11 protein-coding genes and 2 pseudogenes are annotated in these 14,960 nt (G+C 40.4%); 8 read left to right on the forward strand and 5 right to left on the reverse strand.

Going from position 1 to position 14,960, the window contains the following annotated elements; all coding sequences use genetic code 11:
• Positions 1–48: 48 nt before the first annotated feature.
• A complete protein-coding gene (locus tag P4S61_RS12745; protein WP_145241276.1) occupies positions 49–1,566 on the reverse strand; it encodes a S10 family peptidase in 1,518 nt (505 codons plus the stop codon).
• 268 nt (positions 1,567–1,834) lie between these two features.
• Here P4S61_RS12745 and P4S61_RS12750 point away from each other — a divergent pair, with 268 nt between their 5' ends.
• The 5 genes and pseudogenes from P4S61_RS12750 (at position 1,835) to mrcB (ending at position 7,651) form a co-directional block, all read left to right on the forward strand.
• Positions 1,835–3,067 carry a GGDEF domain-containing response regulator gene (locus P4S61_RS12750; RefSeq protein WP_182731495.1) on the forward strand — a complete coding sequence of 411 codons (1,233 nt, stop codon included), beginning with the start codon at positions 1,835–1,837 and terminating at the stop codon, positions 3,065–3,067.
• Positions 3,068–3,242: 175 nt separating this feature from the next.
• Positions 3,243–3,581 (forward strand): P-II family nitrogen regulator, encoded by a 339-nt coding sequence (locus P4S61_RS12755; RefSeq protein ID WP_016708666.1) that lies wholly within the window; start codon positions 3,243–3,245, stop codon positions 3,579–3,581.
• Positions 3,582–3,590: 9 nt separating this feature from the next.
• A pseudogene (locus tag P4S61_RS12760) lies at positions 3,591–4,819 on the forward strand (ammonium transporter).
• 176 nt (positions 4,820–4,995) lie between these two features.
• Entirely contained in the window at positions 4,996–5,157 is a 162-nt protein-coding gene (locus P4S61_RS12765) for a YqaE/Pmp3 family membrane protein (protein WP_145241282.1), read from the forward strand.
• Between the two features lie 145 nt (positions 5,158–5,302).
• Positions 5,303–7,651: a penicillin-binding protein 1B gene (gene mrcB, locus P4S61_RS12770; protein WP_337118367.1), complete on the forward strand. Its 2,349-nt coding sequence runs from the start codon at positions 5,303–5,305 to the stop codon at positions 7,649–7,651.
• Positions 7,652–7,721: 70 nt separating this feature from the next.
• Here the strand turns inward: mrcB and hemL are convergent, their stop codons facing one another.
• The 4 genes from hemL to P4S61_RS12790 form a co-directional block, all read right to left on the reverse strand.
• Positions 7,722–9,002 (reverse strand): glutamate-1-semialdehyde 2,1-aminomutase, encoded by a 1,281-nt coding sequence (gene hemL, locus P4S61_RS12775; protein ID WP_149982051.1) that lies wholly within the window; start codon positions 9,000–9,002, stop codon positions 7,722–7,724.
• A 29-nt stretch (positions 9,003–9,031) separates the two neighbouring features.
• The gene (locus P4S61_RS12780) at positions 9,032–10,048 is read right to left on the reverse strand and encodes an aspartate carbamoyltransferase (protein WP_145241288.1); all 1,017 of its coding nucleotides are present in this window, start codon (positions 10,046–10,048) and stop codon (positions 9,032–9,034) included.
• Positions 10,049–10,184: 136 nt separating this feature from the next.
• Positions 10,185–10,619 carry a CopD family protein gene (locus tag P4S61_RS12785; RefSeq protein WP_145241290.1) on the reverse strand — a complete coding sequence of 145 codons (435 nt, stop codon included), beginning with the start codon at positions 10,617–10,619 and terminating at the stop codon, positions 10,185–10,187.
• Between the two features lie 19 nt (positions 10,620–10,638).
• Positions 10,639–12,321 carry a chloride channel protein gene (locus tag P4S61_RS12790; protein WP_145241292.1) on the reverse strand — a complete coding sequence of 561 codons (1,683 nt, stop codon included), beginning with the start codon at positions 12,319–12,321 and terminating at the stop codon, positions 10,639–10,641.
• A 458-nt stretch (positions 12,322–12,779) separates the two neighbouring features.
• Between P4S61_RS12790 and P4S61_RS12795 the strand changes: the two genes are divergently transcribed.
• The 3 genes and pseudogenes from P4S61_RS12795 to P4S61_RS12805 all read left to right on the forward strand — a co-directional run bounded on the left by P4S61_RS12795 (position 12,780) and on the right by P4S61_RS12805 (position 14,771).
• Entirely contained in the window at positions 12,780–13,613 is an 834-nt protein-coding gene (locus P4S61_RS12795) for a MipA/OmpV family protein (RefSeq protein WP_145241294.1), read from the forward strand.
• A gap of 11 nt (positions 13,614–13,624) precedes the next feature.
• On the forward strand, positions 13,625–14,056 hold the full coding sequence (locus P4S61_RS12800) for a DUF3019 domain-containing protein (RefSeq protein WP_259398234.1): 432 nt from the start codon (positions 13,625–13,627) through the stop codon (positions 14,054–14,056).
• A 26-nt stretch (positions 14,057–14,082) separates the two neighbouring features.
• A pseudogene (locus tag P4S61_RS12805) lies at positions 14,083–14,771 on the forward strand (response regulator).
• The last annotated feature ends 189 nt before the right edge of the window (positions 14,772–14,960 follow it).

The following is a 14,960-nucleotide window of genomic DNA, read 5'->3' on the forward strand; positions in this document are numbered from 1 at the left end:
AAAGCCCGTAAAAACGGGCTTTTTTAATCCAGTGGTTTTAAGCGCTGTTTAATACTTCGCAGCTTCACCTTCTTTTGGTAGTGACTGTAAAATAAAATCACGTAAATCGTTATTTGATGTTTCTAAATCTGCATGGCGTAAATACATCATGTGGCCACTGCGGTAGCCTTTAAAGCTTAGGCGATCACGCATTTTACTACTTGGATCTAGTTGCCATAAAGTGTATTTAGCATCAAAGTAGTTAGTGGCACCATCATAGTATCCTGATTGGATCATCACATTGAGGTATGGGTTTTGCGCCATTGCTAAACGCAGATTTTCACCAGTGTTATTATTGCTGCGATCCCACGGGTGTACATTACCAAACAGGTTATATTTTACGTCAGTTTTATAGTTAAGCTCTTCACGTAAGTAGTGATTGATGGCTGGTGTAAATGAATGCAACCATGATGTTAGCTCAGCCCAGTAGTCTGGAGATTCGCCAGCGTCACGCTTGTCCATGCCTAAATAACGCGAATCTAGACGGCCTAACGTTTGACCGCGCTCACGTAGTAGTTCTTTCCAAAAGAAGTTGGTAGGAATATCAAGGTTGTTTTGCGCAACAAACTTTTCAGATACACCGGCATACAGTGCCATTTGTTTAATGATAGCGCGTTTTTCTTCATCATTAATAAAGCCACCTTTAGCAAGTGCAGGAATTAGCTTGTTAACGGTAAAGTCTTCAACTTCTGGTAGTAATTCATCTAAATCTTTAGCTTGCAATGCTGGGCTTAAAGCTTTGTGATACCACGCCGTTGCAGCAAAGTAAGGTAGACGGTTAGCTGCTTTTATCGGACCGTCGCGTTTAATACCAATGTCTGTTGGTGAAACCAGCACAACACCATTGATATACATCCATTGACTGTTTTGTAATTCATGGGCAAGGCCTGATACGCGGGTTGTGCCGTAGCTCTCACCAATTAAAAATTTAGGTGAGCGCCAGCGCTCTGTGCGATTTACAAAGGTGTTTAACCATTCTGCTAGGTATTTAATGTCGGCATTGACACCAAAAAACATGCTTTTTTGCGCCTCTTTACTTGGTAATTCACCTTTATCGTTTTCAAGAATACGCGAGTAGCCAGTGTTTACTGGGTTAACGTAAACGATATCAGCAACATCAAGCACTGAGTATGGGTTATCTTTGACGCCATACGGTTGAATAGGGTAGCCTTCGTCATCAATTTTTAATACCCGTGGTCCAGTATAGGCTAAGTGCATCCATACTGATGCAGAACCAGGTCCGCCATTAAATGAAATTAATAATGGGCGTTTAGTGCGATCGTCAACTTTGTCGCGTTCATAATAAGTGTATTGCAATGTAGCAACGGCATCGCCTTTGTCATCCCATACCGGTTGTGTGCCTGTGGTTGCGGTATATGAAAAACGCTCGCCATTGATGCGCGCTTTATGTTCAGTGACAACTTTACTATCGACATCGATACGACGTTGATTTTCTGCATAACTGACTGTGCTTACACTCAAAGTAAGTATGGCCACAGAGACACTAATGATACTAATAAGCTTCATGGTGGATCCTTTAAACAATAGTTAACCTATTAAAGATAATTTTTAAGCAAATAACAAAGGGAATGAGACTAGACGACGATATTAATCGGTGAGCACTAGACATAAATATTATCAGTAATGCAAAGGCTATGCTTTTATGCGTATATTTTCAGCAATATATTTTGCTCAAGCTAATAATAAAGTATATTACCGCCTGTTATGACTTTTAGTTTTTTTATTCGTAAAAAGTTTACCCTCGCAATGTCCACCTGAAGTGTAGAGAAGATATATGCAAAGAGTTTTAGTTGTTGAAGATAGTAAAGTGGTCCAGCAGGTGTTGCGACACTTATCAGCTCATTATCTTGATGTTGCTGTCGATTTTGCCTGGTCACTTGCCGAGACCAAAGAATTCATTGCGAAGCATCAGTACACACTTGCTTTGGTCGATTTAACCCTGCCTGATGCGATGAATGGCGAAGTTGTTAAATATACCTTGGCGCAAGCTATCCCTACAGTGGTACTAACATCTACCATCGATGAATATAAGCGCCAGCAAATATTAGAGCTTGGGGTCGTTGATTATGTAATTAAAGATAATCGTGATTCATATCATTATGCGGTTAAATTAGTGGCGCAGCTATTACGTAATCAAGGTTGCAAAGCCTTAATCGCCGATGATTCAGTTTTAAGTCGTTCATTAATGAAGCAAATGCTCGAAAAGCAGCTGTTTGATGTGCAAGATGCGCATGATGGTGAGCAAGCTCTAAAAATACTGAAAAATGATCCCGAGATTAAATTGTTACTAACTGATTATGCGATGCCGACAATGGATGGCTTTGAGCTTGTTAAGGCGGTGCGAAATTTTCGTGGTCGTGATGATTTAGCTATTATTGGTTTGTCAGGTGCGGGTAAGCATGGTTTATCTGCACGGTTTATTAAATTTGGCGCGAATGATTTTTTAACCAAACCCTTTATGAATGAAGAGTTCCATTGTCGTGTATTACAGACTATGGAGCAGCTGTCACTGATAGCAGATATTAAAGAAAGTGCCTTTCGCGATGATTTAACTAATCTTTATAATCGCCGTTATTTTTATCAATTTGCCGAAAAACTGCTAAAAGAAACATCGTCTAACAATAGTTTAGCATTACTCGATATTGATTTTTTCAAAGCGATCAATGATAAATTTGGCCATGAAGCTGGGGATCAGGCTTTAAAGCAAGTAGCGTCTTTATTACGCAGTTCGTTTAAAGATTTTACCGTTGCCCGTGTCGGTGGTGAAGAGTTTGCGGTTGTATTAACTAATTTAGATTTGGAACAAGCGTACTCTTTACTTGAAGCGTTTAGAGTGCGGTTGTCTGAGTATGATTTTGTGATCAATGGTGATGTATTTGCAATTACGGTAAGTATAGGTTTAACAAAATTTCAAAATGTTACGTTAACAAGTGCCATGCGCCTAGCTGATAAGGCTTTGTATCAAGCTAAAGAACAAAGTAGAGACTGTGTCGTCAGACAAAGCTAGGCTGCTGCACCAGTTCAGCTAATATGTTAAAAAAATGCACCTGTATGGTGCATTTTTTATGCGGTTAATTTGTTTTTATTATGTAATTTGTTGTTTTTAAAACGTTAAAAATAGTGGCACAAAGGTTGGATTGTCTTAGCAAACAGGATAACAATAAGCGTCCGAAGGGGCCACTATGAAAATGATTAGTGCAATAATAAAGCCATTTAAATTAGATGATGTGCGAGAAGCGCTAGCTGATTTAGGCATTGAGGGGATGACAGTTGTTGACGTCAAAGGTTTTGGTCGTCAACGAGGTCATACAGAGTTGTATCGCGGAGCTGAATACCAGGTTGATTTTATTCCTAAAATTAAACTGGAAATTGCTACTCGTACCGAAAATTGTCAACGGGTCGTTGAGACCATTACCAAAATTGCATCAACAGGCAAAATTGGCGACGGCAAAATTTTCGTTTACGACTTAGATCAAATTGTCCGTATCCGTACGGGTGAATTAGATGAAGAAGCAATTTAAGGGGGCTTTATGGAAAACACGATCGTAGAACTCAAGTTTTCGTTAGATACATTTTATTTTTTAATGTCGGGTATTTTAGTAATGTGGATGGCAGCAGGTTTTGCCATGCTCGAAGCGGGCTTAGTGCGTTCAAAAAATACCACTGAAATTTTAACTAAGAACGTGGCGCTCTATGCCATCGCATGTACCATGTTCTTACTAGTTGGCTACAACATTATGTATGTAGACAACGCTGAAGGTGGCTTAATTCCATCTCTAGGTGGGCTTATTGGCACCCAAGCCGCTGATGCAAATCATTCTTTAGAATCTGACTTTTTCTTTCAAGTCGTATTTGTTGCAACCGCTATGTCGATTGTATCGGGTGCGGTTGCTGAACGCATGAAGTTGTGGGCTTTTCTAGCCTTTGCGGTAGTGTTAACTGGTTTTATCTACCCAGTTGAAGGTTACTGGACATGGGGCGGCGGTTTCTTATCTGAAATGGGTTTTGTTGATTTTGCAGGCTCTGCCATTGTTCACGGCACAGGCGCTGCTGCGCACTTGCCGGTGTATTAATGCTCGGCGCTCGCAAAGGAAAATATGGTAAAAATGGTGAAATTTATCCAATTCCAGGCTCTAACTTACCATTGGCTACATTAGGTACATTTATTTTATGGATGGGTTGGTTCGGCTTTAATGGTGGTTCACAATTACTTATCTCTGATGCTGAAAACGCGACTGCAGTAGGTAAAATATTGTTAAATACTAACGCTGCTGCGGCAACCGGTGCCATTGCTTCACTGTTTGTTTGTAAAGTGTTGTGGGGTAAAGCAGATTTAACTATGGTACTTAATGGTGCGCTTGCTGGCTTGGTTGTTATCACTGCTGATCCATTATCACCGTCACCTTTACTTGCTTGCTTACTGGGTATTTTAGGTGGTTCATTAGTGGTGTTTAGCATTGTAGCACTAGACAAAGTTAAAATTGATGACCCTGTAGGTGCTATTTCAGTGCACGGTGTGTGCGGTATCTTGGGTATTCTCTTAGTGCCAGTATCAAATACTGATGCAACCCTATTGAACCAGTTAATTGGCTTAGTATGTATCTTAGGTTTTGTATTTATTGCTTCACTTATTGTGTGGACAATACTTAAGAAAACCATGGGTATCCAGGTAACAGAGGAAGAAGAACTAAACGGTATGGATCAACACGATTGTGGCATTGATGCTTACCCTGAGTTTGTTTCGGTACGTAGTAACTAATTAAAAGTAAAAAGTTTTAAAATCATTGTGTGTTCAATACAAAGCCCTAATTTAGATTAGGGCTTTTTTTGTACTTACGCAGAGGCTAAATTTTTTTAATTAAAGTTTATTAAAACAGCAAAAATCACAATAAGTAACTATGCTTAAAATTAGTCCAACTACAAATAAGGTTAAGCATGGATAACAAACTATTACTGATTATTTTGTCTATATTCTTACCACCTGTTGCTGTGTTTTTGAAAGCGGGTGTGGGTAAAGATTTGATTATTAATATTGTCTTGTGCTTTATATTTTTTATACCGGCAATGATCCACTCATTGTGGTTGTGTACACGCTAAAATTAAGCCACCGCAACTGAGGTTAAAAGATTTAATGCCCAAAGTTCGGGGCAAGTAGTTTCAGTCAAGGTTAATTTTGCAGGTGTTAGGCTATATGCTAAGCTCGCACCTGTAAATTTAACTCTGGAAATAAATAGCAACGTCAATGGCTGATAAAAAAGACTCCCGCTCCACTAAAACTCCATCAAAACGCCCAGCAAAGAAAGCACCAAGCACAGCGTCTAAGTCGGTGAAAAAAACTTCGACTAAAAATACGTCTGCAACGAATATAAAAAAACGTGGAATTGGTCGCAAAGTCTGGTCTATTTTTTGGAAACTAAGCTTAGCTGGTATTGTTGCGATGGGCTTATATTTAATTTATCTAGATGCCAAAATTACGCGTCAATTTGAAGGTAATAAATGGCAATTACCAGCACAAGTTTATGCACGAGCAATGGGTTTTTACCCAGGACAATTCTTATCTAGCCAAGAAGTGGTGTGGGAGCTTGATAGGCTAAACTATTCATCGGTCAATCAGTTAAGTCGAACTGGTCAGTATGTAAAAGCGGGCGATAGTATTAAAATCTTCCGTCGTGAATTTGAATTTTATGATGGCTTAGAGCAAGCACAGGTTATTGAGTTACGCTTTGCAGGACAAAAACTCGCGAGTATTAAAGATAAGTTTGGCAGGCGTTTAAACAATGCTCGATTAGAGCCAGTACAAATTGCGCGCATAGGCAATGATTCAAAACAAGATCGAGAGTTTGTGCCGTTGGATAAATTCCCGCCGATGCTTACAGATACATTATTAGTGGTTGAAGATCAGAACTTTTATCAGCACCACGGTGTATCCGTGTTTTCGATTATGCGGGCTTTATACAGCAATATTAAAGCAGGGCGTACAGTTCAAGGCGGTAGTACGTTAACCCAGCAGCTGGCAAAAAATATTTATTTAACCCGTGATCGTACGCTGGTCCGTAAATTTAACGAAGCGTTGATCGCGTTAATTTTAGATTATCGCTATTCAAAAGATCAAATTTTAGAAGCTTATCTAAACGAAGTATACCTTGGTCAATCGTATAACCAAGGTGTGCATGGCATGGGCTTAGCTTCTGAGTTTTACTTCTCTAAGCCTGTTGATGAGCTTGAATTCGATCAAATTGCACTACTCGTTGCGATGGTGAAAGGCCCTTCATATTATAATCCACGCCGTTATCCTGAACGCACTATGGAACGTCGTGATTTAGTGCTACGTTTGATGGTTGATAATAAATTAATTGATACCCGCGAATACCGTGCTGCATTAAAGCGGCCAATTGATATTGCACCTATGAAAGACAGCTTGCCTAAATCGTATCCTGGTTATTTAGAGCTGGTGGATCGTGAGCTGAAAAAATTACTACCGGACCAAGAAGTACTCGATGCGGGCGTGCGTGTATTCACTTATTTTGATCTCCAAAAACAAGCGGCAATGGAAGAGGCAATTGAAAAAAGCCTACCTTACCTTGAAAAACGCGCCACGACAGAGCAGCTTGAAGCGGCGATGATCTCAGTGAATGTAGAGAAAGGCGGTATATCTGCTTTAGTTGCGGGACGCGATCCGCGCTTTTTAGGTTTTAACCGCGTACTTGATACTAAGCGCAACATAGGCTCGTTAGTTAAACCGGCTGTGTATTTAACAGCTTTGGGTTTACCGCACTATAACTTAGCTACTTTGTTAGATGACTCGCCAGTACAAGTGACTAATGAGCAAGGCAAAGTATGGCAACCAGAGAATTTTGATCATCAATATCGCGGTATGCTGCCACTATATAAAGCGTTTAGTCAAAGTATCAATATTCCTGCGGTCAACTTGGGACTTGATGTCGGGGTTGATAAAGTAGCGAACACACTCAATAAACTCGGCGCTAAAGAGCAAATATCACATTATCCATCATTACTGCTTGGTGCCGTTGAAATGTCGAGCTTTGAAGTCGCACAGCTTTATACCACGTTGGCGGCTGATGGCGAATACCGTCAATTAACATCTATTTCGGCATTAACCGACTCTGTTGGGCGTGTGCTTTATCAGCACCAAGTTAGTTCTGAACCGCGTTTTGATAAAGCCGCTGTTTATATGACTAAATACGCGATGAAGCGAGTCACAAAAGATGGCACTGCTAAACGTTTAAATGCCCATTTCCCATCAATTCAGCTGGCTGGTAAAACGGGCACCAGTAATGATCTACGTGATAGTTGGTATGCAGGGTTTGATCAAAATACAGTAACCGTTGCTTGGCTTGGTCGTGATGATAATAAAAGTACAGGCTTAACGGGTAGTGTTGGTGCATTAGAAACGTATATTCGTTATCTTAAGCCGCTCAACCCTGAGGCAATAGCAGATACTCGTCCGCCTTCAATTCGCTGGGCTTTTATTAATGAATTAACGGGTAAGCAAGCGCCACCGGGCTGCGGTAAAGTAATTCAACTGCCACTTAGAGCCAGTGAATTTGAGCCAAGGCCTAGCTGTCAGTAAAGTAATTACTGGAGCAGGTATTTATTTTAGACATAAAAAAGCCCTTGCGGGCTTTTTTATGTTTAATAGTTTAAAGCTTAGCAAAAGCTCTTTTTGCTGCTGCAATTGTATCGGCAATTTCTTGCTCAGAGTGTTCAGAGCAAACAAAACCAGCTTCAAATGCTGATGGTGCTAAATACACGCCTTCTTCAAGCATCAAGTGAAAGAACTTTTTAAAGCGTTCTAAATCGCACTGAGTTGCTTGTTGGTAAGTGGTTACTTTCTCTTGTTCAGTAAAGAAGAAGCCATACATACCACCGGCATAGTTAGTTGTTAGGGCGATGCCTGCAGCTTTTGCTGCGGCTTCAAAACCTTCACAGATTGCTTTACTTTTTGCTTCAAGATCAGCATGTAGTCCTTCAACGCACAGTAACTCTAGCGATTTTAGACCCGCAGCCATAGCAATTGGGTTACCTGATAAAGTGCCTGCTTGGTAAACTGGGCCAACAGGAGCGATGTAATCCATGATCTCAGTTTTACCGCCGAACGCGCCTACTGGCATGCCGCCGCCAATCACTTTACCTAAACAGGTTAAGTCTGGAATGATGTTGTAATAGGCTTGTGCACCACCTAGGGCTACGCGAAAGCCGGTCATTACTTCATCAAAAATAAGCACTGATTTATATTCATCACATACTGCACGCAGGCCTTCTAAAAAGCCTGGTACTGGTGGAATACAGTTCATGTTACCAGCAACTGGCTCTACGATAATACAGGCGATTTCGTCAGCGTATTTGGCAAAAATAGCTTTTACTTCATCAAGGTTATTAAACGAAACAGTTAATGTATGCTTGGCAAAATCTTCAGGGATACCTGGCGAGTTTGGTACGCCCATAGTCAATGCGCCAGAACCCGCTTTCACTAATAATGAATCAGCATGTCCGTGGTAACAGCCTTCAAACTTTAAAATTTTATCGCGGCCAGTAAAGCCGCGAGCAAGGCGAATTGCACTCATGGTCGCTTCTGTGCCAGAACTTACCATACGAACTTTTTCGATTGATGGTACTAGCTCTTTTACTTTTTCAGCCATTAGAATTTCAGCTTCTGTTGGCGCACCGTAACTTAGGCCATTTTCTACCGCATCAAGCACTGCTTGTTTGATAGCTGGGTGATTATGACCCATGATCATCGGGCCCCATGAGCCAACATAATCAATATAACGGTTGCCGTCAGCATCAAATGTAAATGGGCCTTGGGCTTTGGTAATAAATAGCGGTGTGCCGCCAACGCCATTAAATGCACGTACTGGAGAGTTAACGCCACCAGGAATCGATTGTTGTGCGCGGGCAAATAAATCTTGGCTAATTGTCATAAAAAATCCTATTAGTTGTCACGTTAAAATTAACTATCGCGTTTACGGCTAAACCAAGGCACAGCAACTTCGTATTGCTCTACTTTATCGGCAACATCGAGTGTCAATGCAAACAGCGCCATGCGAATTAACACGCCATTTTGTACTTGGCGGAAAATAGCTAAATTGTCATTAAGGTTTAAATCGTTATCAAGCTCATTGGCTTCTATACGACTATCGCGTGGTAATGGGTGCATTAACACGGAGTTTGGTTTGCAGTGGGTGTTATAAATTGATTGGCTAATTCTAAAACCACCACGGTATTTATTGGCTTCTTCTTGCGATGGGAAGCGTTCTTCTTGGATACGGGTTTGATAGACGATATCGGCGGCTAAGTTACCTTCCATTTTATCGACGATTTCAATTTTATGGCCCGCATTATCGACGGCATCAAGAATATAGCTAGGCATTTGTAAGCCATCAGGTGCCACCATCGAAAATTTTATATCTTTATAATGACATAATAATTTTGATAATGAATGCACGGTACGACCGTATTTTAAATCACCAACAAGGGCGATATGCATACCATCTATTTTTTGATCGAAGCGATGTAGTTCACGCTCAATTGTCAATAAATCAAGTAATGCTTGAGTTGGGTGCTCGTTAGGGCCATCGCCACCATTGATCACCGGCACTGAGCAGCCAGTAGCAAATTCAGCCACTGAGCCTGCATCAGGATGGCGCATAGCGACCGCATCGGCGTAAGCTGAAATAACGCGCGCGGTATCGTATAAAGACTCGCCTTTGGCTAATGCAGAGCTTTGCATCCCCGTTGTTTCACGAACCAAACCACCTAATAAATTAAAGGCTGTACCAAAGCTTACGCGGGTACGGGTACTTGGCTCAAAGAATAAGTTTGCTAAGATTGCGCCTTCTAATACATTGGTGCGTTTTTGCTTTTTAGCATACGGCTCCATTTTTTTGGCTACTGCAAAAATACGTTCAATACAGTCGCGATCGAGCTGATTGACAGAAAGAATATTTTCACCTTGGAAACTTAACATGGGGGCTGTTCCTATCACATTCAAAAGGGGCGCGATTAACCATCTTCGATGGGCACGCAATCGCGCAATATTATACCCAAACCACCTCAAGAAGCGAGTTTCTGCATCTTGAAGTGGTTTGGTTATATAGCAAATTTTACAAGCTGGGTTTAGTTATAGCTAAAAATACGATGACTAATAGCACTAATACCGGTAGTTCGTTAAAAATACGATAAAAGCGGTGGCTGCGAGTATTACGGTCGTGTTTAAAATCCGCCAGTAATTTAAAACAATAGCCATGGTAAATGTATAGCACGATCACTAATACTAATTTGTAGTGCATCCACATGCTGTATTTAAACCAGTCGCGGCCATATTCAACAATTGTCAGCACGCCAAACACCGCCGTTAGTACTGCAAATGGCGTCACAAAATACAGTAACCGTCGCTCCATCACTTTGAGCATGGAGTTACAGGACTTTTCTTCGCTCATAGCGTGATAAACAAAGAGGCGGGGTAAGTAAAATATGCCAGCAAACCAGGCAATCATAAAAAATACATGTAAGGCTTTATAGATCAGTAGCGCGCTCATAATGTTCTCTTATTGTTAGTTACAGTAAGCTATTACGTATGGTAAGAATGTGGCGGATCTGATCCCAGCGCATTATTCCCATAATTTGTTGATTATCGAGTAAGTTATAAATATACACAGCTCCGCTGCGCTTATCTTTTAATACATCAAACACATCGGCCAAAGTGGCTTGACTGCTGATCCCTTGCAAGCTGATGTAGTTGATCGAAATATTTTGATCTGACATTAAACTTAAATCATATTCTGCAAGGCGATAACCATTTTCAGGATCATAAACAATTAATGGGGTTTGGCTATCAACAGCATTTAAGGTGCTTTCTATTTGTTCTTTATCATCTGAATAGAGTAGTTTGAAGTTTTCATCCATCTCGTCCATCACCCCGACTTTTTGCAGTGCTTCGGTGGCAGGGGAGACATGATAGGCTAAACCTTGAAAGTCGAGCTGCTGTAAAAATATCGACCGATTGCCAAATACTTGTAATGCGGTGACGTATGCCGCTGAGATAACTAACATGGCCGGCACGATTATTTCAGGACTTGAGGTTAACTCCATTACCGTAGTTAAAGCAGCCAGTGGAGCATGTAAGGTGGCAGCTAATAAGCCTGCCATGCCTAAGACGCTATAAGTACCAGAGATATCAACGCCAGGACTAATAAATTGTGCAAAAAAGGCCATTAAAGTGCCCATCAGTACGCCTAAACCAATCACTGGGCCAATGATCCCGCCAGGAATACCCAAGCCAATGGCAAATAATGTCGCCAGTAATTTAGCAATTAAAATAGTGGTTAATAGTTGCACATCATCAGGGCTTTCTACGGCCAAAGTTATTGCACTCATACCAGAACCCATCGCTTGTGGCACCATATAAGCAATGCCGCCAGCAATCAGACCTGCCAGCAATAAACGTGGAAACATACTCAAAGGTTTGAAGGTACGAATGATCAACATTAGATTTTGGTTAAAAGCATAAGCAACCGCGCCCAAAGCCATACCAAACAGGATTAAAAATGGATAGTGCCAGCCACTTAATGCCGTCACTGTGATCAGTGCTAATTCTGATGCGTCACCAAATACAAACTGCGTCGCCAGTGCACCAGTGACTGCAGCGAGCATTATTGGCACAAATATATGTACTTTGTATTCCCTAAGCACCACTTCCATCACAAAAATAACAGCTGCAAGTGGTGTATTAAATGATGCGGCAATACCAGCTGCAACCCCGCAACCGCTGAGTGTCCGCATGGCGTTATGAGGCAAATGTAATTTATCGGCCAGCAAACTTGCACCGGTTGCGCCCATATGTACAGATGGCCCTTCACGGCCAACCGAGAAACCACTGATCAATGCCAGTGCACCACCGACAAATTGATTTACCGTGTTGTATAACGGCATTTGCCCGTAATGGCGTTTAATACGGTGAATAACAAAGGGAATACCTAATCGATAATGTTTAAAACCAGTCAAAGCAGCAAATAGCGCAATTAAAAAGGCAGCAATAATAGGCATTAAAACCCGCTCAAGAGGCGGTAAGGTAGTAAAATCGTCAGGATTTTCAAGGAACAAACCTTGGAAAAATAGAATAGTTAAGCGAAATAGAATGATCAAAAACGCCGCAATGAGTCCAGCACTTACGCCGAGTAAGCACAATTGCACCGATGTTTTTGGCTTTGCCAAGCGACGCCTAAGCGTTTCAAGCCACATGCATATTTCCTCGCCACCTATTTCAGCGGGCAGTTTATCAAAAGTGTGACAGTAAGTCCTTTTGATTTTAGAATTATCTACACATAACCAAGGATTTACTCTTGGTTAAATTAGTGGGCCGAGTGATGACTAGAGGCCCGATATTAGTAATGAAAGAAAATATTTTACAGGTCATATTAAAAGTAAAAGTTAGGTCGCAGCTCTATCGATCAGTTATAGCTGCACCGCCATCTTCCTAGCAAAACTTCTTATTAGCTTAATTTAGGTTTATCAATTGTACTTAAGCAATTTTTTAAATTGATTAGATTAACTAGGTTGTTTATTATTTAGGTACTTTTATTTTAGCTAATGTAATCTTAGAGTCTACATTTTGTTACATACTCAGCATCTTGATACGTTTTTTTAGGTATCAAAGAATATAATGGATGGGTGATTAATCAATAAGGAAGTCGGCGTAAATGTATTCACCGCTCAAACACCTACTAGTCGTTATTTTATTATTTTGTTTTTCGTCTTTTAGTTATGCCGCAGACTTAACAAGAGAGATTGGTTTAAATATCGATAAAAGCAGTGAGCCTGAAAATTTTTTTGAAGTCGGTTTAGGACTAAATGCTTTTAATCGTTCAATTATTAATGTTGATGATAAAGAAGATCTTGATATCGGTATCACACTCATCGGAAGTTATAATTGGCATAACTTTTTTGTCGATTTTGCCAACCAAGCGCCTGATTCACTTGTTTTTGGCTACACCGCATACAATAGAGAAAACTGGTCATTCGATGTTATTTTAACAGGACCAGGCTCAGGGTTAAGAAAAAAAGAAAACCAAGTTAATTTTGAAGGTATAGAAGAGCGGGATGTGAACACTATGATCGGAGGTCGATTAACGGGCTACATTGGTGAAAATGTTGTGCAATTGACTCTTAAACAAGGTTTAACGAGCAGAAATGGCGGTGCTGTAGCCTCTGCTCTCATTGGTCGCAACTGGCAAATAAGAAATTTGAACTTTCATAGCATTTTCGCGCTGTCGTTTCGCCAAGCCAAGCTTAATGACTATTATTATGGCGTTTCAGAAGAAGAAGCTGCAAGGACTAATTTTGCAGCATATGACGGCAAATCCTCCCTCAATTTTGATTCATCAATAGGCTTAACTTATCCTATTTCAGAAAACGTATTGCTGCGTGCAGAAGTTTTCTTTGGTTCGGAATTCGGTTACAACGAAAGCCCGCTATTTAGTAAGCAACAAGACTTTTATACTGGTATAAGTTCAAGCATTAGTTATGTATTTTAAGTGGATAAACAATGACGCTAACTAATCAAACAAGCTTACAGAGTAAACTTATTATTTACTTGGGCTTATTTTTTCTGTTTCAGTTGGCAATGAGTAGTGCATACGCAGCGAACCATTCGCGCAAAGAAAACGAATTACTTGTTACACCTAAGCGTTGTGTTGCACTGCGAAAAGGGCAAACGTGTTATCAGCAGGTTACTTTTAAATGGCATCAAGAAGAGCTTGGCGATTATTGCTTAGTCGAGCTGTCTGAGTTGCGTAACGTAGAATGTTGGACGCAAGTCAACAATGCTGAATTCAGTTTTGATTTTCAATCAGATTCAACTCGTCACTACGCGCTTCGAAAAAGTAAACAGAATAACAATATCGCTACGGTTATTATTACAGTGTCATGGGTATTTGAATCCTCTAAACGGCCTAAATCAAGGTGGAAGTTATTTTGATCGAACAGATAAATCCTCAGCATATAATGTTAGTTGAAGACGATATGTCTTTGGCCGAATGGTTTAGTGATTACTTAACTGAACATGGTTATTTGGTTACTTTAGTTAATCGGGGGGATATGGCGGTTGAATTAATCAAAAGCGATATTCCAGAACTTGTTGTGTTAGATATTATGTTGCCTGTAAAAGATGGTTTTGATGTATGCAAAGAAGTACGTAACTTTTATCATGGGCCTATTTTAATGATGACTGCCCGTGATGATGAAATGGACGAAGTTTTGGGGTTAGAATTAGGGGCTGATGATTATGTAACAAAACCGGTGAAACCAAGGGTATTGCTATCTCGAATTAAAGCTTTGTTACGACGCTTAAAAACCCATCATAACACTGCAAATCTAACCGAAAATCATATACAAATTGGTAAGTTGAGTATTGATGCTAATTCTCGTGCTACTAGGCTACACGATCAGCCTGTTGCAATTTCATCTAACGAATTTGATTTACTTTGGTATCTAGCGCAATCTGCAGGTCAAGTTGTTAGCCGTGCGGAGTTGTTTAATCAACTCAGTGGTATTGATTATGACGGGTTTGATCGCCGTGTTGATATTATTGTATCTAGATTAAGAAAAAGCTTGGTGATGATGCTAATAACCCATGCAGGATCAAAACTGTGTGGGGTAAAGGGTATTTATTTGTAGCAGACGCTTGGTCCTAATGTGAAGAAGCTGATCGTCTCATTAGTCGTCGTAATACTCTCTGCAATTATATTTTTAGGCTGGGGTTTAGATAGTTTTTTTAACGAGTATCAGCATAAAAAAACACGGATGAATTTAGCCCTTATAGGCAAATAATTAACTCATTAGCAAATACGCTTGAAGAAACGGGTAATCTTGCACAATTTGTA

Origin of the sequence: Pseudoalteromonas sp. B160, from assembly GCF_037162485.1 — a bacterium.
GTDB classification, from domain to species: Bacteria; Pseudomonadota; Gammaproteobacteria; order Enterobacterales; family Alteromonadaceae; genus Pseudoalteromonas; species Pseudoalteromonas rhizosphaerae.